The sequence below is a fragment of the Pseudomonas sp. PB105 genome (assembly GCF_009764655.1).
GTDB lineage: Bacteria > Pseudomonadota > Gammaproteobacteria > Pseudomonadales > Pseudomonadaceae > Aquipseudomonas > Aquipseudomonas cyclaminis.
In genome coordinates, this window is record NZ_RWIO01000009.1 from 25504 (window position 1) to 46907 (window position 21404).

General features: G+C 61.2%; 19 protein-coding genes and 1 pseudogene. 13 read left to right on the forward strand and 7 right to left on the reverse strand.

Annotated elements, in window-relative coordinates:
• Positions 1-21 precede the first annotated feature (21 nt).
• Both EJD88_RS01620 and EJD88_RS01625 read right to left on the reverse strand, forming a co-directional pair.
• Positions 22-972 carry a FecR domain-containing protein gene (locus EJD88_RS01620; RefSeq protein WP_158876396.1) on the reverse strand — a complete coding sequence of 317 codons (951 nt, stop codon included), beginning with the start codon at positions 970-972 and terminating at the stop codon, positions 22-24.
• Complete coding sequence (locus tag EJD88_RS01625; RefSeq protein WP_158876398.1) at positions 959-1474, reverse strand: sigma-70 family RNA polymerase sigma factor; 516 nt, start codon at positions 1472-1474, stop codon at positions 959-961. Before EJD88_RS01625 ends, EJD88_RS01620 begins: the two co-directional genes overlap by 14 nt.
• Before the next feature lie 158 nt (positions 1475-1632).
• On the opposite strand from EJD88_RS01625, the gene EJD88_RS01630 reads away from it, so the two are divergent.
• Positions 1633-2262, forward strand: a complete 630-nt coding sequence (locus EJD88_RS01630) for a LysE family translocator (RefSeq protein WP_112194441.1) — start codon at positions 1633-1635, stop codon at positions 2260-2262.
• Positions 2263-2295: 33 nt separating this feature from the next.
• On the opposite strand, the gene EJD88_RS01635 is transcribed toward EJD88_RS01630, so the two are convergent.
• Positions 2296-2976 carry a DJ-1/PfpI family protein gene (locus EJD88_RS01635; RefSeq protein ID WP_158876400.1) on the reverse strand — a complete coding sequence of 227 codons (681 nt, stop codon included), beginning with the start codon at positions 2974-2976 and terminating at the stop codon, positions 2296-2298.
• A gap of 89 nt (positions 2977-3065) precedes the next feature.
• Here EJD88_RS01635 and EJD88_RS01640 point away from each other — a divergent pair, with 89 nt between their 5' ends.
• On the forward strand, positions 3066-4034 hold the full coding sequence (locus tag EJD88_RS01640) for a GlxA family transcriptional regulator (RefSeq protein WP_158876402.1): 969 nt from the start codon (positions 3066-3068) through the stop codon (positions 4032-4034).
• On the opposite strand, the gene EJD88_RS01645 is transcribed toward EJD88_RS01640, so the two are convergent.
• The 3 genes from EJD88_RS01645 to EJD88_RS01655 all read right to left on the reverse strand — a co-directional run bounded on the left by EJD88_RS01645 (position 4004) and on the right by EJD88_RS01655 (position 7875).
• Positions 4004-4930 carry an alpha/beta fold hydrolase gene (locus EJD88_RS01645; protein WP_158876404.1) on the reverse strand — a complete coding sequence of 309 codons (927 nt, stop codon included), beginning with the start codon at positions 4928-4930 and terminating at the stop codon, positions 4004-4006. The two genes, EJD88_RS01640 and EJD88_RS01645, sit on opposite strands and share 31 nt — an antisense overlap.
• Before the next feature lie 310 nt (positions 4931-5240).
• Positions 5241-7082: a glycoside hydrolase family 15 protein gene (locus EJD88_RS01650; protein WP_158876406.1), complete on the reverse strand. Its 1842-nt coding sequence runs from the start codon at positions 7080-7082 to the stop codon at positions 5241-5243.
• The gene (locus tag EJD88_RS01655; protein ID WP_158876408.1) at positions 7075-7875 is read right to left on the reverse strand and encodes a glucose 1-dehydrogenase; all 801 of its coding nucleotides are present in this window, start codon (positions 7873-7875) and stop codon (positions 7075-7077) included. Before EJD88_RS01655 ends, EJD88_RS01650 begins: the two co-directional genes overlap by 8 nt.
• A 155-nt stretch (positions 7876-8030) precedes the next feature.
• Here EJD88_RS01655 and EJD88_RS01660 point away from each other — a divergent pair, with 155 nt between their 5' ends.
• The 6 genes from EJD88_RS01660 to EJD88_RS01685 all read left to right on the forward strand — a co-directional run bounded on the left by EJD88_RS01660 (position 8031) and on the right by EJD88_RS01685 (position 14631).
• A complete protein-coding gene (locus EJD88_RS01660) occupies positions 8031-8531 on the forward strand; it encodes a sigma-70 family RNA polymerase sigma factor (RefSeq protein ID WP_099584858.1) in 501 nt (166 codons plus the stop codon).
• A gap of 29 nt (positions 8532-8560) precedes the next feature.
• Positions 8561-9505, forward strand: coding sequence for a FecR family protein (locus EJD88_RS01665; protein WP_158876410.1), 945 nt, complete (start codon positions 8561-8563; stop codon positions 9503-9505).
• A gap of 97 nt (positions 9506-9602) precedes the next feature.
• Positions 9603-12008 carry a TonB-dependent receptor gene (locus EJD88_RS01670; RefSeq protein ID WP_158876412.1) on the forward strand — a complete coding sequence of 802 codons (2406 nt, stop codon included), beginning with the start codon at positions 9603-9605 and terminating at the stop codon, positions 12006-12008.
• 696 nt (positions 12009-12704) lie between these two features.
• Positions 12705-13016 carry a hypothetical protein gene (locus EJD88_RS27105; RefSeq protein WP_256673640.1) on the forward strand — a complete coding sequence of 104 codons (312 nt, stop codon included), beginning with the start codon at positions 12705-12707 and terminating at the stop codon, positions 13014-13016.
• A gap of 320 nt (positions 13017-13336) precedes the next feature.
• Positions 13337-13564, forward strand: coding sequence for a hypothetical protein (locus tag EJD88_RS01680; protein WP_112196935.1), 228 nt, complete (start codon positions 13337-13339; stop codon positions 13562-13564).
• A 155-nt stretch (positions 13565-13719) separates the two neighbouring features.
• Positions 13720-14631: a hypothetical protein gene (locus EJD88_RS01685; RefSeq protein ID WP_256673641.1), complete on the forward strand. Its 912-nt coding sequence runs from the start codon at positions 13720-13722 to the stop codon at positions 14629-14631.
• Positions 14632-14687: 56 nt separating this feature from the next.
• Here the strand turns inward: EJD88_RS01685 and EJD88_RS01690 are convergent, their stop codons facing one another.
• A complete protein-coding gene (locus EJD88_RS01690) occupies positions 14688-15839 on the reverse strand; it encodes an MFS transporter (RefSeq protein ID WP_158876414.1) in 1152 nt (383 codons plus the stop codon).
• Positions 15840-16013: 174 nt separating this feature from the next.
• Here EJD88_RS01690 and EJD88_RS01695 point away from each other — a divergent pair, with 174 nt between their 5' ends.
• From EJD88_RS01695 to EJD88_RS27110, 5 genes and pseudogenes are all read left to right on the forward strand, one after another.
• A complete protein-coding gene (locus EJD88_RS01695; protein WP_158876416.1) occupies positions 16014-17000 on the forward strand; it encodes a diaminopimelate epimerase in 987 nt (328 codons plus the stop codon).
• A 301-nt stretch (positions 17001-17301) separates the two neighbouring features.
• Positions 17302-19320, forward strand: coding sequence for a type VI secretion system tip protein VgrG (locus tag EJD88_RS01700; RefSeq protein ID WP_158876418.1), 2019 nt, complete (start codon positions 17302-17304; stop codon positions 19318-19320).
• A complete protein-coding gene (locus EJD88_RS01705) occupies positions 19320-20156 on the forward strand; it encodes a DUF4123 domain-containing protein (protein WP_158876420.1) in 837 nt (278 codons plus the stop codon). Before EJD88_RS01700 ends, EJD88_RS01705 begins: the two co-directional genes overlap by 1 nt.
• On the forward strand, positions 20149-20931 hold the full coding sequence (locus EJD88_RS01710) for a hypothetical protein (RefSeq protein WP_178117103.1): 783 nt from the start codon (positions 20149-20151) through the stop codon (positions 20929-20931). Before EJD88_RS01705 ends, EJD88_RS01710 begins: the two co-directional genes overlap by 8 nt.
• A gap of 4 nt (positions 20932-20935) precedes the next feature.
• A pseudogene (locus EJD88_RS27110) lies at positions 20936-21280 on the forward strand (lipase family protein); the annotation flags it as partial.
• Between the last annotated feature and the right edge of the window lie 124 nt (positions 21281-21404).

A 21404-nucleotide genomic window follows, 5' to 3' on the forward strand; every position in this document is an offset into this window, starting at 1 on the left:
ACCTCATTTATTTTTGACGGGTTATACGCGGGGCGAGACGGTCACCCAATAACGGCTGCGGTAGGTGACGTCGACCTTGAGCGAATGCGCCACCAGGCTGAGCACTTGATCGGTATCGTCCAACTGATAGGTGCCCGACACGCGCATCCCGGCGACCGCTTCGCTGCAACGTAGCAGGCCGTTGCGATAACGTCCCAGCTCGGCAAGGAAGTCATCCAGGCGCATGTTGCGGGCGCTGATCACGCCGTCGCTCCAGGCCCAAGGGTCCAGGCCATTGGCGCGGGGAGGGCGAATGCCATGGCGGTCGAACAGCACCTGTTCGCCCGGCTGGATCAACTGCCGGGCGCTGGCGTCATGGCGGTCTGCAAACAGCGCCACCGTGCCCTGTTGCACGGCGAGCAACGTGCCTTGGGCGTCTTCACGCACCAGGAAACGGGTGCCGAGGGCGCGCAGGTAACCGTCGCGGGTCTGCACCCAGAAGGGTCGGCTGTCGCCGCCGGTATTGACCAGGATTTCACCCTGGCGCAAGTGCACCAGGCGCCGCTCCTGATCAAACGCCGTATCGAAGGCACTGGCGCTGTTGAGCTGGATGTGGCTGCCATCGTTCAGCGCCACCCAGCGCCGTTCCCCGGTGACGGTGCGGTAATCGGCCAGCATGGCGGGCAGCGGCGTGTAGTCGCGGCCAAGCCAGGTCAAACCAGCCGTGCCGGCCACCAGCCCGAGCAGTTTCAAGCCGTCACGGCGGCTGATGCGTTGGCGCGCACCGCGCAGGGCATGGCGCCCAACCTGGGCCGGTAACTGGCTGAAATCGTCATTCATGGTCGCCACCCGCTGCCACACCTGCTGGTGTTCGGCGCTGGTGTGCAGCCAACGGTCAAATGCGGCGGTGCTGGCATCGTCGGCGGTGTTGAAGCGCAGTGTGATCATCCACTGGATGGCCTGGTCGACCAGGCGCGGGTCATCGTTCGGCATATCGCAACCGATAACAGGCGTGCAGTGCCTTGGCCAGGTCGCGTTCCACGGTGGCCTTGGATACGTTCAGGCGCAGGGCGATCTGTGCGCAGGTCAGGCCGTCGAGTTGGGCCAGCAGGAACGCCTCGCGCACGCGTGGCTTGAGTTGGTCGAGCAGGCGGTCGATACGTTCCAGGCTGTCGAGGATCAACCGCCGGGTTTCCTCCGACGGCACTTGCACCTGCGGGAAATGCGCGAGGCTTTCCAGGTAGGCGCGCTCCAGTTCACGGCGGCGGTACTGGTCGATCATCAGGCTGCGCGCAATGCTGCTCAGGTACGCGCGGGGCTGCTGCACCGTCTGCTGCTTGCGCGTATTGAGCAGGCGCACGAAGGTTTCCTGGGCCAGGTCGGCGGCATGCTCGCGGCAACCGGTGCGCCGGCTCAACCAGCTACGCAGCCAGGAATGATGGGCATGGTACAGCTGGCCGATAGCGGCATGGTCCAGTGGGTGATCGCTCGACATGGGCATCCTGGCGCAGCAGTCTTAATTGATAATGTTTCGCATTCTAGACGTTGGCCGTGGCAATGAGCAATCACCGGGGGGCATTGTATCCAGCACAATTTTTTGTTTGCCCAAGGCCGGCCGATTAGGCTGCGTGCTTTCCCGACGGAGGGCTGAGCATGATCGACGTGACGACCCTGGCGATATTTTCCGGTGCAGTGGTGCTGTTGCTGCTGTCTCCGGGACCGAACATGGCCTTTGTTGTCAGCCACGGCGTGACTCACGGCTGGCGCGGTGGAATAGCGTCGGCGCTGGGCATCATTGTGGCGGACCTGCTGCTGACGGTATTGACCGCCAGCGGGGTGACGGCGCTGGTCGCCAGTTGGCCGCCATCCTTTGATGTGATCCGGTATGCGGGGGTGATCTACCTGTTGTGGCTGGTGTTCAAGACCTTGCAGAAACGCCCTGGTCTGGGCATGGCCCACATCAACCGTGTGCCCTTGGGCCGAGTAGGTTGGCAGGCGATGCTCAATAGCTTGCTCAACCCCAAGGCATTGCTGTTTTTTCTGGTGTTCCTGCCGCAGTTCGTAAGGCCCGAGGCCGGGCCTATCGCCCTGCAATTGCTGGTGCTTGGCGGCGTGCTGACCGTGATTGCCGGTGTGTTTCACGCACTGCTGGGGTGTTTTGGTGGCGGGCTCAGCCGGTTCTTTGCCAGGCGCACACACAGCGCCTGGCTGCAGAAGTGGGGTCTGGCGACGGTACTGATGCTGCTCGCCGTGCGCCTGGCGGTGATGTCGCGCCCCAACTGACTGGCATCAGGGCAAGCCTTGCCCGCTACAGCGTCAGCCCAACCGCGCCGCCGCCCGTGCGGTGATCTCGCCGCGCACCCGGCGCGATTCCACCGTGCGCTTCTTCGCCTCTTCCAGCACATGGGCGGGCGCCGTCTGGGGGCTGCCCGACTCGAACGGCGGGGCCGGTGCATATTCGATCTGCAACTGCACCAGTTGCGCCGCCGCTTCGCTGTACAACTCAGCCGCCAGGACCAGCGCGAAGTCGATCCCCGCCGTGATCCCGCCCCCGGTAAACAGGTTGCCGTCACGCACCACGCGCTCCTGCACCGGGATGGCGCCGAGCGGGGCGAGCATGTCGTGGTAGGCCCAGTGGGTGGTGGCCTTGCGGCCGCGCAGCAAACCCGCCGCGCCGAGTACCAGCGAGCCGGTGCACACCGAGGTCACGTAGCGCGCGGTCTGGGCCTGGGCCTTGAGGAAGTCCAGGGTGGCCGGGTCTTCCATCAGCGCGCCGACGCCGGAACCGCCGGGCACGCAGAGCACATCCAGGTTGGGGCAGACGGCATAGGTGGTGGTCGGTGTGAACACCAACCCGGTGCTGGACGTGACCGGCGCCAGGTCTTTCCACACCAGGTGCAACTTCACATCCGGCAGCGAGCCCAGCACGTCATAAGGGCCGGTCAGGTCCAGTTGCTGGATGCCGGGAAACAACACAAAGCCGATCTGCAAGGTCATCAAGAATGCTCCGATAAGGGGTGGACGGCTTCACTCTAGAGGCCTAGGCTTTGGCGAATACGCCATTGACCCCACGAATCACGCCAATCATGCCCAGAATTGTCCACGTCCTCGCTTTCGATAACGCCCAGGTGCTCGACGTGACCGGGCCGTTGCAGGTGTTCGCCTCCGCCAATGACATGGCCCGCCAGCGCGGCCTGCCGTTGCCTTACGCCGTCTCGGTGATCGCCGCCCAGCGTGAACCGGTGATGACCTCTGCGGGCCTGGCCCTGGTGGCCGAGCCGTTGCCCGCCGTCGATGCGCCGTGCGACACCTTGGTGATCGCCGGCGGCTGGGGTGTGTACGGCGCTTCTGAAGACCTCGCACTGGTGGACTGGGTGCGGGAAAAGGCCCGGCACACCCGGCGCATGACCTCGGTGTGCACGGGCGCCTTTTTGCTCGCCGCCAGCGGCATGCTCGACGGCTGCCGCGTGGCGACCCACTGGACGCGCTGCGAAGAGCTGGCGCGCAGGTTTCCTTCGCTGACGGTGGAGTCCAACCCGATCTTCATCCAGCAGGGCGCGGTGTGGACGTCGGCCGGTGTGACCGCCGGCATCGACCTGTGCCTGGCCTTGGTGGAAGAAGACCTCGGCGGCGCAGTCGCGCTGGAAGTGGCGCGGCACCTGGTGGTGTTTCTCAAGCGGCCCGGCGGCCAATCGCAATTCAGCGTGACCCTGTCGCTGCAAAAGGGCGACAGCCGCTTCGCCGAATTGCACGCCTGGATGGCCGAAAACCTCACCCTGGAGTTGAACATTGCGACCCTGGCCGCCCAGGCCGGCATGAGCGAGCGCAGCTTCGTGCGCCACTACCGCGCCGAAACCGGGCAGACCCCCGCGCGCGCCGTCGAACTGATCCGCGTCGAAACCGCCCGCCGGCAATTGGCGGACAGCAACGCGTCAATCAAACGCATCGCCGTGCAGTGCGGATTTGGTTGTGAAGAAACCCTGCGCCGCAGCTTTTTGCGGGCCTTGTCAGTCACGCCCCAGGCCTATCGCGAGCGCTTTTGCGCGGTGTCGTAGGCGAGCAATTCCAGCACGGCATCCAAGGTGGCTTGCGGTGCTTCCTGGGGAATATTGTGGCCCACGCCGGGCAACACCTGGCGTCGGTAAAAACCGCTGAAGTGCTCCAGGTCGTCGTCCTCTTCCGGCGGCGGGCCTACGCCGTCATCGGCACCGCACAACGAGATGCTCGGCACCGAGATCGCCGGTTGCAGCGCCAGCGCCTGCTCGATGGCTTCCAGCGCCGGATCGCCGGGCGCGTACATGAAGCGGTGGCGGTAGGAGTGAATCACCACCTCGACAAAGTCCGGGTTATCGAAGGACGGTGCGGTCTGCCCATACAGAGCCGGCCCCTCGGCCCAGGACGGTGACCATAGCGACCACAGCAGCTCGCAGAGTTCGCGGCGGTTGGCGGTCAACCCGTCCACACCGCGCTGGGTATGAAAGTAATACTGGTACCACAACCGATGCTCCGTCACCGGCGCCCGAGGTGCGAGCGACTTGGCAATGTCCTGGATGTTGTAGCCGTCCCCGGTCACCAGCCCGCGTACCCGCTGTGGCCACAGCGCGGCAACGATACACGCGGCGCGCCCGCCCCAGTCATAACCCGCCAGCGTGGCCTGCGCGATGCACAGAGTATCCATGAAATCCAGCAGATCCCTGGCCAACGCCGCCTGTTGCCCGGAACGCATGGCCTGCGCGTTGATAAATCGCGTTGGCCCATAACCGCGCAGATACGGCACCAACACCCGGCAGCCGCGCTCGGCGAGCACCGGCGCAATCGCGTCATAAGCACGCGGGTCGTAAGGGAAACCATGCAGCAGGATCACCGGCTCGCCATCGGCACGACCGTGGGCCTCGTAGTGGATGTCGAGCACGGAGGTTTGCACGTGGAGCAATGGGGCGGTCAGGGTCATGGTTGGGCTCCGTGGTTGGCCAGCGTTAGCGCATTTGAAGGGAAGCAAGCCCCCTGTGGTAATGAGCGGGCTTCTGTGGTGAGCGGGCTTGCCCCGCGCTGGGCTGCGCAGCAGCCCCAATAAAGGCAATAAGGTTTTCCTATCAGAACTCAGCGCCTGGTTTGGGGGCCGCTGCGCAGCCCAGCGCGGGGCAAGCCCGCTCACCACAGAAGCCCGCTCACCACAGAATCGTGTGTCAGCCCTTGAGTGTGTGTCGGTCAATGCGCCACGCATTTGGAGTGCGATGCATCGGCGCCTTACCGACCAGCTCTCAAGGTTGCCACACCGTTTTCTCCCCACTCAACTTGCGGTCCAGGAACGTCGCCGCGCTGATCAGCGCCAAATGGCTCAACGCTTGTGGCGTGTTGCCCAGATGCCGTGCATGGCTGTCGAACTCTTCGGCGTACAGCCCCAGTGGGTTGGCGTAGCGCAGCAGTTGTTCGAATTCCAGGTGGGCTTTCTCCACCTGGCCGGCGCGGGCCAGGCATTCGACGTACCAGAACGAGCACGCGGTAAATGCGCCTTCGGTACCTTGCAGGCCGTCGATCTGGCTGTCGTCGTTGCGGTAGCGGTAGACCATGCCGTCACGCACCAGGCTTTTCTGGATCGCGTCCAGGGTGCTCAACCAACGCGGGTCGGTGGCCGCGACGAAGCGCACCAGTGGCATCAGCAGCATCGAACCGTCCAGCGCCGTGCTGCCGATGTGCTGCACAAAATGCCCGCGTTCGTCGTTCCAGAAGTTGCTCCAGATGTCGGCGTAGATCGCCTGGCGCGTCTTGTCCCAGCGCGCAAATGGCGCCGGCAACGAGCGTTTGGAAGCCAGGCGGATTGCACGGTCCAGGGCCACCCAGCACATCAGTCGCGAATGCAGGAAGTGGTGTTGCTCGCCGCGCATTTCCCAGATGCCCACGTCTTTCTGGTCCCAGATTTCGCAGACCTGATCGACGACTTCTACCGTGTGTTTCCAGCCCTCGTGGGAGATGGCTTCGCCGTACTTGTTGACGAGGTACACCGCGTCCATCAACTCCCCATAAATATCCAGCTGGATCTGGTCGACCGCCTCATTGCCGATGCGCACCGGCCTGGCGCCACCGTGGCCACTCAGGTGATCCAGGTGGGTTTCAGGCAACTCCTGGCGACCGTCGATGCCATACAGGATGTTGATTTTGGTCGGTTGGCCGCAGCAGTCGCTGACCCGGCCCTTGAGCCAACGCATGTAGGCATTGGCCTCGTCGACAAAGCCCAGGCGCATAAAGGCGTAGACGGTAAACGACGCATCGCGGATCCAGGTGTAGCGGTAGTCCCAGTTGCGCTCGCCGCCGGGTGATTCCGGCAGCCCGAAGGTGGCGGCAGCAATGATTGCGCCGTGTTTGCGCGAGGTCAGAAGTTTGAGCGCCAACGCCGAGCGGTTGACCATTTCGCGCCAGCGCCCGCGGTAGTTCGATTGGGCGATCCAGCCACGCCAGAACTTCAAGGTGTGAGCCAGCGCCAGGTCGGTACAGCGACTGTCGACACGTTCATCGTCCTGGCCGCCGAGGACAAATTCGGCGCCTTCTTCCTGAGTCAGGGTAAAGCTCGCCACGGCCGCGTTGTCTTCAAGTTGCAACGGATGGCTGCTCGACAGACGCATACCGGGCTGGTCATCGGCGTTGAAGCACACAGTGCCGTTATCGAGGGAAGCGGTGGTTGGCGTGCGTGCATAGTCGTGGCGCACGGCGCAGCGCAGGTGAATGTTGGCCTGGCCGCTGACCACGCGTATCCGGCGGATCAGCAGGGGCTGGTCATCGACTTCTTCGCTGATGCTGAGCAGGTCGGTGATTTCCACCACGGCTTCATCGCTGAGCCAGCGGGTTTGCAGCACATTGGTGTCCGGCAGGTAGATCTGTTCGCGGCGGGCGTTGGGCAGGTCAGGCGTGAGTTGGAAGATGCCGGCGTCGGGGGTGTCGAGCAGCGCGCAAAAGATCGACGGGCTGTCGAATTCCGGCCAGCAGAAAAAGTCGATGCTGCCTTTATCGTTCACCAGCGCGGCGCTGCGCATGTCGCCGATGATGCCGTGGGCATCGATGGCGCTCTGGGCTTCGTTTTTAAAATCAACCTTCTTCAAATCAACCATTGCCACGAAACTCCGGATACAGGCTCATGCCGCCATCAATGAACAAGGTGCTGCCGACCACATAGTCGGAGGCGTCGCTGGCCAGCCAGACCACGGCGTTGGCCACGTCTTCCACATCGCCGACGCGGCCATATGGAATTAACTTGAGCAGCTCTTTTTCCGCCACGCCTTCGGTGGCGGCGCGGTTGATCGCCGTGCGAATCGCCCCTGGCGCGATGCCGTTGATGCGGATGCGCTGCTCGCTGACTTCCTGGGCGAGGCTGCGCATCAGCATCTCCACGCCGCCTTTGGACGCGGCGTAATTCACATGCCCGGCCCAGGGGATCAGTTGGTGCACCGAACTCATGTGGATGATTTTGCCCGCCGCCCGCGACACACCTTCACGGATGCCCTGGCGGTTGAAGATACGCAGCGCGGCGCGGGCACAGAGGAACTGGCCGGTGAGATTGACGCCGATCACGCTGTTCCAGTCGTCGAGGGTCATGTCGACCACGGCGGCGTCCTTCTGCATGCCGGAGTTGGCCACCAGGATATCCAAGTGGCCGAACGCATCGAGGGTCTGGGCGAACAGCCGTTCTACATCGGCCTCTTTGGACACGTCGGCGCCAAGGGCAATCGCCCGGCCGCCGTCGGCGTTGATCTGCGCCGCCAGTGCTTGCGCCGGGGCGGCCTGGCGGTTGTAGTTCAGCACCACCGCAGCCCCGGCCTGCGCCAGGGCCTTGGCCGCGCCAGCGCCGATTCCGGAACTGGCGCCCGTCACCAGTGCCACTTGTTGCTCCAACGAGATGTGCATTGCCCACCCAGCCTGTTAATTGATGAGTTCAGTTAGCTGACTGATGGCGCACAAGGTAAGTTCATCCACGGGGCAGCCGGCGGGCGACAGGTAGCAATTGCTCCACTTAATAGGAAGCATTACTATTCACGCCCCGCCTCCCCAGTGCCTCCGCGATGATCCCTCAGCCGCCCCGCAGAACAGGCTTTTTCGAGCACTACGAAGAGTTGATCGGAACCTGGACGCGCCGCCTGAGAAACCGTCAGCAGGCCGAAGACCTGGCCCACGACACCTTTGTGCGGGTGCTTGAGTCCACCTCCACCGACATCACGCAACCGCGCGCCTATTTGCATCAAACGGCGCGCAACATCGCGGTGGACGCCTACCGCCGCGAGGACCGCCGCGACGCCATCGCCCTGGAAGACTTTGATCAGCGCTCACCCCACAGTGGCGACCCGGAGCATGCCATGCACGCGATCCAGTTGGCGCAATCCATCGAGCGGGCCTTGGCCGAGTTACCGCTCAACTGCCGCAAGATTTTTATCTGGCAGAAAATCGAGGGCCTCACCCAGCAGGAAATCGCCGAACGCCTGGGGTTGTCCAAGAACATGGTGGAAAAGTATATGATCCGCACCCTGCGGCATCTGCGTGACCGCCTGGACGCGCTGGCCCCATGACTCAAGCTCGCTCTGAAACAGGACCTTCCATGATGGATAGCCGTGCCCGCGATGAAGCCGCGCAATGGTTTGTACGCCTGCAAGACGCCGAGCTGGACGCCACCGAGCGCCAGCGTTTCGACGCGTGGCGCGCTGAAAGCCCCGAACACCAGTATGAATTCGATGTGCTGCAAGGCCTGTGGAGTGCCACCGACCTGCTGCCCAAGGCCCGTTTGCAGGCGTTATGCGAGGCGCCTCCCAAGCGGCGGGCCGTGCTGCGTTATGCCGTCGCGGCCAGTGTGGTCGCGATTGCCCTGGGGCTGGGCCTGTTCAGTAGCCTTGATCATCCGAAGCCCTACAGTGCCGAGTTCAGCACGCGCCTGGGTGAGCATCGCCAGGTGGCACTGCCGGACGGTTCGGTGATGGAGTTGAACAGCCGCAGCGTGGTGGCGGTGCACTACGAAAAAAGCCGGCGCGGTGTGGAGCTTAAACAGGGCGAAGCCATGTTCAGCGTCGAGCACGACACCAGCCGCCCCTTTGTGGTCGCGGCCGGGGCAGGGCAGGTGACGGTCACCGGCACGCGCTTTGATGTGCGCCGCGATGACGACCAGACCCGGGTGATGGTTGAGGCCGGCACCGTGAAGGTCCAAGGGCGTTCACCGGATGAGGTGGTGACACTGACGGCGGGCCTGGGGACGCATGTGGACCGCAAAGGGCTGGTGGCGGCGTCCTACGCCGTGAATACCGATGAGCTGACGGCCTGGCGCAGCGGCAAACTGGTGTTCAACGACGCGACGCTGGGGGAAGTGGCGCGGGAAGTGTCGCGCTACCGCGAGCAACCGCTGCGCGTCAGCTCGCCTGCCGTCGGTAACCTGCGGCTGACCAGCGTGTTCAAAGCCAACGACACCGATGCCTTGCTCAAAGCATTGCCGCACATCCTGCCGGTAACCCTGCGAACCCTGCCGGATGGCAGCCAGGAAATTATTTCACGCTGAGGTTCAGGTTTTCTCCGCGCCCATCGTCTTCTCCTGCAGCTGCAACTGGTTTGCATTAACAGCCGCATACTCTTGCGATCACAGGACTGGGTCAGACGTGAAAATACTCGCCGTTAACAACAATAAAATCTCCCGTTGGGCGCCATTGGCCCTGGCACTTGCCGTCAGCGCCGCACTGCCTGCGGCCTATGCGGCCGACGCTATCCATATCCAGGCCCAGCCCCTGGGCGCGGCGCTGAGCCAGTTGGGCCAGCAAACGTCCTTGCAGGTGTTTTTCAGCCCCGACATGGTCGCGGGCAAACAGTCACCTGCTGTCGACGGCAACCTCTCTCCCGAACAAGCCCTGCGCCAATTGCTGCAAGGCAGTGGCCTGGACTATCAGATCGACGCCGGTTCCGTGACCCTGCGCCCGCTTAGCGTCGGCACGGGTGAGGCCGGTTCTCCCGTGGAATTGGGCGCCACCGACATCCGCGTGGTCGGCGACTGGCTCGGCGATGCCAATGCCGAAGTTGTGCAAAACCATCCTGGCGCCCGCACGGTGATTCGCCGTGAAGCCATGGTGGAGCAGGGCGCGATGAACGTCGGTGACGTGCTGCGTCGCGTGCCTGGCGTGCAGGTGCAGGAATCCAACGGCACCGGCGGCAGCGATATTTCCCTCAACGTCGGCGTGCGCGGCCTGACGTCACGCCTGTCGCCACGCTCCACGGTGCTGATCGATGGCGTGCCGGCGGCGTTCGCGCCGTACGGCCAGCCACAGCTGTCGATGGCGCCGATTTCCGCCGGTAACCTGGACAGCATCGACGTGGTGCGTGGCGCCGGCTCCGTGCGTTATGGGCCGCAGAACGTCGGCGGCGTGATCAACTTCGTGACCCGTGCGATCCCGCAGACATTTTCCGGCGAGGTCGGCACCACCCTGCAAACCTCCGCCCATGGCGGTTGGAAGCACATCGAGAACGCCTTCATCGGCGGCACGGCCGACAACGGCATCGGCGTTGCGCTGCTGTACTCCGGGGTCAATGGCAACGGTTATCGCAACAGCAACAACTCCAACGACATCGACGACGTAATCCTCAAGACCCACTGGGCACCCACCGATCAAGACGACTTCTCGCTGAACCTCCACTACTACGACGCCAGCGCCGACATGCCCGGCGGCCTCACCCAGAAGCAGTTCGACGCCAACCCGTACCAGTCGGTGCGCGACTGGGACAATTTCAGCGGGCGGCGCAAGGATGTGTCCTTCAAGTACATCCGGCAGATCGACGACCGTACCCAGGCCGAAGTGCTGACCTACTACTCCGACAGTTTCCGTGGCAGCAACATCGCCAACCGCGACCTCGCGACCCTGGGTTCCTACCCGCGCACCTACTACACGTTCGGCATCGAGCCGCGGGTGTCCCATGTGTTCGATGTGGGCCCCAGCACCCAGGAAGTCAGCGTCGGTTATCGCTACCTCAAAGAAGGCATGCATGAGCAGGCCACCAGCCTGAACCTGATCAACAACGTGCCGACACCGGGAGGGCAGAGTGACGGCCACGTGTATCAAGACCGCACAGGCGGTACCGAAGCCAACGCGTTCTATATTGATAACAAAATCGATATCGGCAAGTGGACGGTGACGCCTGGAATTCGCTTCGAAGATATCCGCACCGAGTGGCACGACCGCCCAGTGGTTGCACTGAACGGCACCCGCACCTCGGAAAAACGCCGCGAGGTCCACAACAACGAACCCCTGCCGGCCCTGAGCGTGATGTACCACCTCTCCGATGCCTGGAAGTTGTTCGCCAACTACGAAACGTCTTTCGGCAGCCTGCAGTACTTCCAACTGGGCCAGGGCGGAACCGGCGACCAGACCGCCAACGGCCTGAACCCGGAAAAGGCCAAGACTTACGAGGTCGGTACTCGCTACAACGACAGCGTGTGGGGCGGCGAACTGACGTACTTCTACATCGACTTCTCGGATGAACTGCAATACGTCAGCAATGCCGTGGGCTGGACCAACTTGGGCGCCACCAAGCACACCGGCATCGAAGCGTCGGCTCACTATGACCTGTCGAACCTGGACCCACGCCTGGACGGCCTGACCGCCAATGCCGGTTTTACCTACACCAAGGCCACCTCCGAAGGTGACGTACCCTTCAAGGGCCGTGACCTGCCGTTGTATTCACGGGAAGTGGCCACGTTGGGCCTGCGCTACGACGTCAACCGCTGGACCCATAACCTGGACGTTTACGCCCAGTCCGGCCAGCGCGCACCGGGCACCACCAGCACCTACGTCACCCAAGGCACGGCAGACGGCCAATACGGTGATATCCCCGGTTATGTTTCAGTCAACGTGCGCAGCGGGTATGACTTCGGCGAGCACCTGTCGAACCTGAAACTGGGCGTGGGCGTGAAAAACCTGTTTGACCAGCAGCACTACACGCGCTCCAGCGACAACAACGCCGGGCTGTACCTGGGCGAGCCGCGTACGTTCTTTGTGCAGGCGAGCGTCGGGTTTTGATTCTGCGCTGACATCCAGATGTCGCCGCCCCTCCCGACCAGGGGCGGCCATGCACAGGTTGCACGGCAAGCGCCTGTTGGGCTCTTCCTACGCGGTATTGGAAAACTTCAGCACTTTCAGGAACCGACTTCCCCTGTCCTGCCACACAGAAAGAGCCTGCTTGCGCTGGTTTTTTTGACGGTTAGTTGACGTCGAGGGCTGGGTCCGCGAGGTGAGGCGCCTGAAAAAACCGAACTGGAGAGCTCAATGTCGGTATCAGTACTCAACCAACCTGCTACACAGTCCCCCAATCACGACACACACGCAGGTGCCCCGTCCGGTCCTGCGCAACCTCATCCGTCTGCAAGTCGCCAGCAGACGGTAGGCGTGACCTTCAACACTCAAGGCCGCCAATCCGGGCTGATGTTTGATAGCGCACCGAGGCACCCGGCACCGTGTCACGGCCACTTGCGCCCGGGCCCACCGTTACGTCCGCTTCCAGAGGGGGTGCGGCCAAATCCGGGCCCACCGGCGCGTCCGCTGCCTGAGGGCGTGCGACCAAATCCAGGCCCGCCACCGCGTCCGAATCCCTCGCGGCCGGATCCTCATTATTCCAAGCGAACTGGAGAGCAACTGGCCGAGCAGTTATTGAAAAATTATGATGCCTTTCGGGGGCCATGGCCGTCGCGAGAGGTCACGACCCAAAGCGTACACAATATGGCGGCTCGCCCATTGACCGGTAATCCGCACATTGACAGCAATATTCGCCTGGCAAGAGAGCTGGTGCGCCGTCCGGAACTGATGCAGGCCTTGGATCGAAACGGTCGGACAGGTGAATTGGATAACCGCTTGTCCAGGAATGACATCAAGAGCTATCTGCGTTCCGACAACCCCTTGAAACTCGCCACCGACAAAGACATCGTCTTGGACGTGCTCAGGCATTTTAATGCGTTGAAGGGGGGGGTTCTGGAACCGTTCAATAGAGCTGAGTACGTTCGAAAAACTCGCGTCGCAACCTTTGACCGGTGATCGGCATAGGGATCATCTCATCCAATTGTCCAAGGAGGTCATGGCGCGCTCGAACCTGGGTGGATTGATGGACAATATTTTTGGACCGTTGCGTGACGGAAAGGCTACGCGATCCGAACTGTTGAAGCTGCTGAGCCTGCTGGGTTAGACCCCCCGACTGCCTCGTGCCGCGCAGCACGGGGCACCCGGCAGTAAAATGCGCATGCATGAGCCGCACGTTCAATCATGAACACATCATCTACGCAACGCCACGGCTTAGAAAACGACCTCCGCCACTGGCTATCGGCGGGTGCCTTTATCTACCGGATAAGGTCTTGACCATGAATTCGCCATCATTTGAACCCCGCCACGCCCAGTACAACGCTGCGACGCTGGTCATGCCACCCCCGCAGGTCAATCTCACGTCGTCGCCCAAGAGCAGCTTCAAGGCACCTACCGCCGAGGATTTCGACAAGGGCGCTCGAACGGTGGCAGAAGAACAGGCGTCCAGTTCGCCGTGCTCACTCTTCCCGAGTATCTGGAGCAAGCTCAAGCTGCCCAGGCGTTAAGTATGCCGGGGTGATGCGAGTCGGTCCCTGGGCGGGCAGATGGTTACAGTTAGTCGAATTTTGCTCGGCCTTTCGGAGGAACCACTGATGCATGAACGCCACTCAGCCTGTGTCAGTGCTTAGGCGATGGAGTCAACATTTAGTGGAGAAGAACCATGATTAGCAGGATTGATAATTTATTACGTACAGTACCGAAAGCCGCTGATGCGCTACCCGGAGGCGGGGGGCATGCTCGATTTTCGGTAGATTCGCGTGCGCTGGGCAAGGCACTCCCCGTTGCACAGCCTTATTCCGATCGATTCGCCAACGGTGCCGCCCGGCATTTTGACGGTCAGAACATGTACGGTGGCATGTCGAAAGTCGGGAATCCTTACGTCAGTTCGGACGACCACCTGCTGGCGACCGACTTGAGTAACAATCTGAAGTTGCCAGTACTGGATGCATTCAAGGAAGACGGGCACCTGACCCAGCAATCGATGCACAAGATCGCGAGCGAGGACCCGAGCACCAGCGCGGTCCCCGAGCGCGTCATCATGCTGTTTCGGGAGACAGTCAACCGCCCGCGTTTGAACCAGGCGGTGCTTGGAAAGGATCGACACCTCACCGCTGAAAGTCTGTCCAAGGCCTCTGGTTCATTGGTTGGCAATACCAACCCCAACACCCAGAGCGCAGATCCGTACCATGCGAAAACCGATCTGCAGCTGGTCCAGGCATTCAGAGCCATGTTTGATGACATACGCGATAGGTCGGAAGACTACAGTTTCTTTTTTGAGAAGCACCGCTATGTAAAAAAAGACACGATTATCGAGATGAGCAAGGACCCTGACGAAACGGATAAAAATGGTCAGACCGTGCGGGATCCGGCGACCGGGTTCCCGAAGAAAAAATACAGCGAGAACCAGGTGTATATCACCAAGAATTTGGTTGAGCGAGGCTTGCTCGACTCGTTGGACAGTAACAAGGCGAACGGCACCAATATTTTTGGCAGCCATAACCATGACGGCTGGATCAAGAACTACAGCGTTGACCGCTGGATGGAAAACGAGAAAAAAGAAAAAGGCCTCTGAACGCGCGTTCTGAGGGAGCTTCTTGAGCGACTCAAGAAGCTCATGCTCTATTTCATTTATACCCGCAGTATTTTTCCGCTGATTGCCACGGCCACCAGCAATCCACCGATCAACAGGAAGGCGCTTGCCAGGCTGCTGCCGTGAGCAATGAAGCCGATCATGGCGGGCCCGGCCAGAATACCGGCATACCCTAGCGTGGTAATGGCGGGTACAGCGATATGCTCCGGCATGAGGGTCTGCTTGCCGACGGCGGTGTAGAGCACCGGGACGATATTTGAACAGCCGGCCCCCACCAGCGCGTAACCCAGCAACGCCATCTCCCAGGCGGGCGACAATGTGGCGAGAAAGACCCCGGCGGCTGCCAGGGAACCCCCCGCAATAATCACCCGCGTAGCGCCCAGGCGCCGTACGATGGCATCGCCAGTCAGGCGTCCCGCGGTCATGGTCAAGGCGAAGGCGGCGTAACCCAGGCCGGCGTAGGCTTCATCCAACCCGCGCTCGGCGCTGAGGAACACCGCGCTCCAGTCGAGTACCGCCCCCTCGGCCAGAAAAACGATAAAGCACAGGCAGCCGATAAACAGCACCACGCCGTGGGGAATCGCAAACGCCGGGCCCGAACTTTCACTGCCGTAGGGCAGCAAGTGCGGCGCGGCCTTGAGCAGCGCCACCGCCATGATGACGATCACTACCAGCGTTGCTTGCAGAGGCGACAGGCCCAACCCCAATAACCCGGCAACCCCCGCAGCCCCAACGATGCCGCCCAGGCTGAACAGACCATGAAAGCCCGACATCATGGTTTTGCCACTCGCGCGCTCAACAATGACGGCTTGCAGGTTCACCGTGGAGTCCACCGTGCCCAGCCCCGCGCCAAACAGAAACAACCCGGCGATCAGCAACGGAATCGAGCTGACCGTGGCGAGTATCGGCAAGGCCAGGCAGATCATGACCGTGCCGGCGCTCAGTACACGTCGGCAACCGTAGCGTGATGCCAACGCACCCGCAGCCGGCATCGCGATGATCGACCCCACCCCTAGACATAACAACAGCAGACCCAGCGTGCCATCACTCAACGCCGCACGCGCCTTGGCATAGGGCACCAGCGGCGCCCAGGCTGCAATACCGAAGCCGGCAATGAAAAATGCGATACGGGTCGATATTTGTTCCAGTCGCCCGGGAACCACGGGCGCTGAGGTGGGGATGGCAGTCATGAAGAATCCTTGGTTTTGCGTTCAACGAACGATGTCCGGCGCGACATCCTTGCACATCAGGCCTTGGGGATCGAGCCGGGTTCCCACAAACGCTTTGTTGTGTAATACGCTGCTGTTCCAGTGTGTAGGCAATCGAACGGACTAAACGATGAAGATTTTCAGGCAGGCGGCGCCATGACCCGGTTCTATGATGCACGGGGCAATATTTATGGCGTAGTCAGCCCTGCGTTTTTACGCGGCCGGGGTATCGAGCTGCCCGATAGCGCCGCGCAGGCCGCGTGTGCTCGCGAGCGTTGGGCGTCCCTGGCGATAACGTCGGAGTGCGACTGGGGTTCGACGCCGCGTCCAGCCAATGCGAAAGCCCACCGATGTGATGGCTTGCTGGTTGGCCCTTTCCAGGCCGAGCCGCCGTTTGACCTGTTGATCGTCAACACCGACGGCTCGTTGGCCGAACGCAGTGGCAACGGGCTGACGATTTTTGCCCAGGCACTCACCGACCAGGGCCTGATGACCCAAGCCTGTGAATTGCGCGTGCATCATGACAAATCTGATGCGTGGTCGCCGGTAGCAACGCGGGTCGAGCCAGCCGTCCATGAGCACCGCCAGGGCTTCTGGCTGGCATTGGGTTTGCCCGTTTTCGGGCCGTCGGCGGTGGGCGCGCACGGCGTCGAGCAGGCGTTGCTCGGCGGTACTGAACTGAGCCACGTAACAGCGTTGGCGGCGATTGACTCGCAGTGGACCCACAGCCAGTTTGTGCGCGTGGGCAATCCCCATTGCGTGACGTTGGTCGAGCACGTTTCAGCCTTGCCGGACAACCTGCTGATGCAGCAGCCCGCGCTGTTCGAACAACTGCAGGCAATAGCCTTTGCGCCCCCGGCAGGCAGTGGTCAGCCCTGTTTGGCGGGGGTCAATTTGCAGTGGGCGGCCCGGCAGTCCGGCAATCGGATTATTGCCCGGGTGTTCGAACGGGGAGAGGGCCCCACGGCGTCCTCCGGCACCAGCGCCAGTGCCGTGGCATGTGCGGCGTGGCGAGCGGGTTGGGTCGAAGGTGGTGAAGTGGCGGTGGTGATGCCGGGTGGCACTGCGCCAGTGCGTTTGCAGACGCAGGCTGAAACGCTACTGAGCGTCAGTCTTTTTGGGACTGCATCGCCTCAGGCATAAACCTGTTTGAACGGCTGAAGCCCTGAGTGGTTGTCAGCCGTTTCGCTATCTATTAGTTATTTAACTGCAAGTTGTTGTAGGGGATTTCTTTTTTAATTCAGTGGTCTAGGGCCTCGATTCTTTGTTTCCTAAAAGACACTTCTAGCTTTGCCGTACGAAACTTCTTTTTTACTTTAACAGGGCCGATTTTTTTCCTGGGATCGCTAAGCTTTGCGGCGTTCAGGCGTTTTTTATCGGCATTTATTCAGTGCTCAGCCGGATAAAAATTCAGATTGGCAATAACATTGGCGGGTAACAAAGGATGGTTGACGCGTTTGTTTCTTCACGTTTCAAGTTGATATTTCCCTGTATGAATACAGACTTCCAGGTACTTGAATTCAAAGGCCAGGAGTTTCTCGATCAACCGTATTTCATCCAGATAAAGGGCGTCAGCGAAGACCCCAACCTTGACCTGGAGGCATTGCTTCATCAACCCGCCTACCTGGATTTCGGTGAAGCCAGCGAAGGCCTGCACGGGCAGGTTTACGCGATCGGCCGGCAGGATCCGGGTCGACGACTCACCTGCTACCACCTGACGCTGGCACCGCGTCTTGCCTACCTTGCCCACCGGCGCGACCAGCGGATTTTCCAGCAGCGCAGCGTTCCCCAGATCATCGCCACAGTCCTTGAACATCACGGCATTTTGGCCGACAGCCATGTCTTTGAGCTGGGCCCGGTGGTGTACCCGCCGCGCACGTTCTGTGTGCAATACGCGGAAACCGATCTGCAGTTCGTCCAGCGGCTGTGCGAAGAGGAGGGCATTCATTACCACTTCCGTCACAGCGCAGACGCGCATGTGCTGGTGTTTGGCGATGACCAGACTGTGTTTCGCCGCTTGCCCGCGCAGCGTTATTCCCCAGCAGGCGGACCGAAGGCTGACACTCGGGTTATCCAGCGTTTCGATGTGCGGCTTCGTACCCGCAGTGGGCAAACGGTGCGGCGTGATCATGATTTCGAGCATCCGTCCCTGCGCCTGCAGGCCGCTGCGGGTTCCACAGCAGAACAATCCCTTGAAGACTACCGCTATCCCGCCGGGTTCAGTGGCCATGAACGGGGTTTGCGCCTGGCTCGCAGAGGCTTGGAACGCCATCAGCGCGACCGTTATCGTGCGTCGGGCAAAAGCGACCAACCGGCGCTGTGCAGTGGGCACTTTCTTGAGTTGCGTGACCATCCAGATCCGCTTTGCAACGATTTGTGGTTGATTACCTCGGTCCGTCATGAGGGCTATCAGCCGCAGGTGCTGGAGGAGGCAGTAGGTGAGGACGGCACCTTCCAGGGGTATCGCAACCGCTTCACGGCGACACCGTGGAGGGTGACGCATCGACCGCCCCTCAAACACCCCAAGCCGACCATCAACGGCACCCAGACCGCAACGGTGACCGGGCCTGCCGGTGAGGAGGTGCATTGCGATGCGTACGGCCGGGTGAAAGTGCGGTTTCACTGGGACCGGCTGGACAAGACCGACGACAAAAGCAGTGGTTGGGTACGGGTGGCGTCGGCTTGGGCCGGTGACGGGTTTGGCACCACGATGCTCCCACGGGTGGGCATGGAAGTACTGGTGACCTTCCTGGAAGGTGACCCGGACCAGCCGTTGGTCCACGGGTGCCTGCCCAACGCGTTGCACATGCCGACCTATCCCTTGCCGCAACACAAGACCCGCAGTGTCTTGCGCAGCCGCAGTACCCTGGGCGGCGGCGGTTCCAACGAGTTGCACGTTGAAGACCGTCGTGGCGAGGAACTTATTTACGTCCGCGCTCAACGGGATCTTGAACAGCGGGTGGGGCATGACGCTCACCTGGAAGTCGCGGGTGAGCGGCGGGAAATCATTCGGGGGTTAAGCACGGTTCACCTGGAAAGCGAAGAACATCGTCACGTCACGGGTGATCGCAAGGTGGTACTTAAAGCCAGCGATCACTTGGATGTGCAGGGCGATAGCCAGACGTATGTCGGGCAAACCCTGGTGATTGAAGCGGGGCAACAGGTGCATCTCAAGGCCGGTGTCAGCCTGGTGATCGACGCAGGTGCGCACCTGAGCTTCAAAGCCGGTGGAGAGCACCTGGTTATCCAGGCGGGCGGCATTTTCGCCAGTCGGCCCATCACCTTGGGTGGCACACCGTCCGCCATCCGTTCGGCGAAGTCTGCATCGGTTGTTGAGCGCCCGAAAGTCTCCGTTGTCCAGGGCGCCATCATGCACTTGGCCAGGGAACTGGGCGCGGACTTCTGTGCGGTGTGCGAGTGCTGCCGAGAAGGGCTGTGCAATGTCAGTGAGAGGGCGGCCTGATGGACACTCTTCCAGGCCAATGGATGAGCCAACAACTGCAGGCAGGGCGCAGGTTGTGCTTGATACTTGAAGGCGAGAACGCAGCCCGCCAGCCGATGTTGGCAGCGCGGGGTTTACCCGAGTATTGCAGCCTCTATGCACAAACCCCGCTGGCGGAAATCGCCACGGCGGGCCCCTTGATCCTGTTGCTGGATCAGGTCGGCGAGCCTGCGCTGCTGGATCTTCTTCAAAAACCCGAGACGAATTGGGGCTGGTTGGGCAGTTTGCCCACCGTGGACCTGACGGGCGTGACGCAACATTGGCGCGACCGGCTGCTGGTCGGGCCGCAAGGTAACCAGGCGCTGTACCGCTTTCACGACAATCGTACGCTGGCGCGGGCGCTGAACCACCTGAGCAGTGAGCAGTGGCCAGCATTCCTTGGCCCGCTGATCAGTGTGTGCTACTGGCATGAAGGCCGCTGGCACTGTGGGAACAACCCGTTACCCGGTGACTATTCGGTGCCTGATCCAGCGCCTTGGCTGAACATACCCAACCCAAATGCCCACGCCATTTTGCACGCCAATATCTTGCGTTATCTGCTGGCTGAGCACAGTGAAAGCCTGGCGGCGCTGGTCGAATTCCAAGACCCCAGAGTCTGGTTGACCCAGGTGCTGGAACAAGCTCGCGCTTGGCAATGGCGCAGGCCTGAACAACTTGAGTTTCTGGTGGTGCGACGGTTGGAAGAGGCCACTCGCGACAGTGGTATTCGTTGGCAGCCAACCGCTGGAGAACCCCCCGAAGATCATTTCCAACGGGTGTTGCAGCAGTGGCACCGGATGGAGAAAGCAGATGACTAGACGCATCTTGGGGGTGTCGCTTGCGCTGGGAATGGCGGGGCTGTGGGGGTGCGCGGCAAAGCCGGTCGATAGCTTTACGCTGCAGGTGGATTTGCCGCCGCAATTTGAACTTAAAACAGCTGCCAACTACGGGCCCGCGACGGGTGAGGCCTGCACGTTGCCAAGGCGCCGAGGCAAGCGGCCGGAGCGCAAGGTCTTTTTTACAGACTACAAAGCAGCGGCCAGTCGGGTGAGTTATCACTTGCCGCTGAATGAAACAGTGGACGGGTGCCCGCTGGTGTTGCGTGGCGTGGAGTTTGATTTTTATGCGAAATGGGGGACACGGGATGGGGATGTTGGGGGGGATATTGGGGGTATTTCCATTGTTGATCGCCTTGATACGTCCCGGATGCCTGAGTCCGGTGTTCAGGTACTGCCGGGTCAATGTCAGTGGTTGTTTCGAACGGTAGGCACTATTCATGGGATCAGAAAGATTCTGCAATGCCGTTCACTGGGCGCGGCGGGTCAACTGCAAAAAAAAGGCGCAGGTGGGGTTGCACAGCGTGATGAGCTACGTGGGAAGACGCTCAGGGTGGTGCTGACCTTAACGGAGGTGGAACATCCGGCTTTTGACGATAGATGGATAGCTGTTCCTGGCGGGTGGAGGCGTTGCAGAGGTAAAAGTTTCGACGATCTGCACGCGTATTGCGGCAGTAATACCAAGGACTTCACGCCCATAAAAATGCCGGATGGGCGCATATGTGATGTCTATCCAACGTGCAGTGTAAAGGAGTGAAATCATGATGCAGGACGCATGGAAGCGAGCTTTTTTCAGTGACAGGATGCCCGCGTGCTCGTTGCGAGGGACATGGGTGAGCTTTTGCTTAGTGGATGAAACAGGTAGCGGAAAGCCCTATGGCGGTCTTCCATTTACTATCTACGACAGTGCCGGGGCCCCATACGAAGGACGGTTAAATGGTGATGGATTCGCCAAGCTTCAGGGTCTTTATTGTGGCCCCGCGGTTCTAAGTTTAGATAATCAATACACCGGGCAAGAAGAACCTTACCGCGAACTGATGACACGTAGGACTTACCAATTGCCGATCTCCGAACTTCAATTCCGTGCTGAGCGAACGGCTTTTTCGAGAGTGTCAGATTTTTTGTGTTCGGGCCGGTTACGGCCTGCCGTCAGGCAGGCCATCTTTACCAGGTCGGCCTGATAAATCGATCTCCGTACAGAATCGCAAATTGATTCATTGCGTTCTTCCA

Bases quoted from the DNA above. Each gene is read 5' to 3' on its own strand.
- EJD88_RS01620 (WP_158876396.1), bottom strand. From the start codon at position 972: ATGCCGAACGATGACCCGCGCCTGGTCGACCAGGCCATCCAGTGGATG.
- EJD88_RS01625 (WP_158876398.1), bottom strand. From the start codon at position 1,474: ATGTCGAGCGATCACCCACTGGACCATGCCGCTATCGGCCAGCTGTAC.
- EJD88_RS01630 (WP_112194441.1), top strand. From the start codon at position 1,633: ATGATCGACGTGACGACCCTGGCGATATTTTCCGGTGCAGTGGTGCTG.
- EJD88_RS01635 (WP_158876400.1), bottom strand. From the start codon at position 2,976: ATGACCTTGCAGATCGGCTTTGTGTTGTTTCCCGGCATCCAGCAACTG.
- EJD88_RS01640 (WP_158876402.1), top strand. From the start codon at position 3,066: ATGCCCAGAATTGTCCACGTCCTCGCTTTCGATAACGCCCAGGTGCTC.
- EJD88_RS01645 (WP_158876404.1), bottom strand. From the start codon at position 4,930: ATGACCCTGACCGCCCCATTGCTCCACGTGCAAACCTCCGTGCTCGAC.
- EJD88_RS01650 (WP_158876406.1), bottom strand. From the start codon at position 7,082: ATGGTTGATTTGAAGAAGGTTGATTTTAAAAACGAAGCCCAGAGCGCC.
- EJD88_RS01655 (WP_158876408.1), bottom strand. From the start codon at position 7,875: ATGCACATCTCGTTGGAGCAACAAGTGGCACTGGTGACGGGCGCCAGT.
- EJD88_RS01660 (WP_099584858.1), top strand. From the start codon at position 8,031: ATGATCCCTCAGCCGCCCCGCAGAACAGGCTTTTTCGAGCACTACGAA.
- EJD88_RS01665 (WP_158876410.1), top strand. From the start codon at position 8,561: ATGATGGATAGCCGTGCCCGCGATGAAGCCGCGCAATGGTTTGTACGC.
- EJD88_RS27105 (WP_256673640.1), top strand. From the start codon at position 12,705: ATGGCGGCTCGCCCATTGACCGGTAATCCGCACATTGACAGCAATATT.
- EJD88_RS01680 (WP_112196935.1), top strand. From the start codon at position 13,337: ATGAATTCGCCATCATTTGAACCCCGCCACGCCCAGTACAACGCTGCG.
- EJD88_RS01685 (WP_256673641.1), top strand. From the start codon at position 13,720: ATGATTAGCAGGATTGATAATTTATTACGTACAGTACCGAAAGCCGCT.
- EJD88_RS01690 (WP_158876414.1), bottom strand. From the start codon at position 15,839: ATGACTGCCATCCCCACCTCAGCGCCCGTGGTTCCCGGGCGACTGGAA.
- EJD88_RS01695 (WP_158876416.1), top strand. From the start codon at position 16,014: ATGACCCGGTTCTATGATGCACGGGGCAATATTTATGGCGTAGTCAGC.
- EJD88_RS01700 (WP_158876418.1), top strand. From the start codon at position 17,302: ATGGTTGACGCGTTTGTTTCTTCACGTTTCAAGTTGATATTTCCCTGT.
- EJD88_RS01705 (WP_158876420.1), top strand. From the start codon at position 19,320: ATGGACACTCTTCCAGGCCAATGGATGAGCCAACAACTGCAGGCAGGG.
- EJD88_RS01710 (WP_178117103.1), top strand. From the start codon at position 20,149: ATGACTAGACGCATCTTGGGGGTGTCGCTTGCGCTGGGAATGGCGGGG.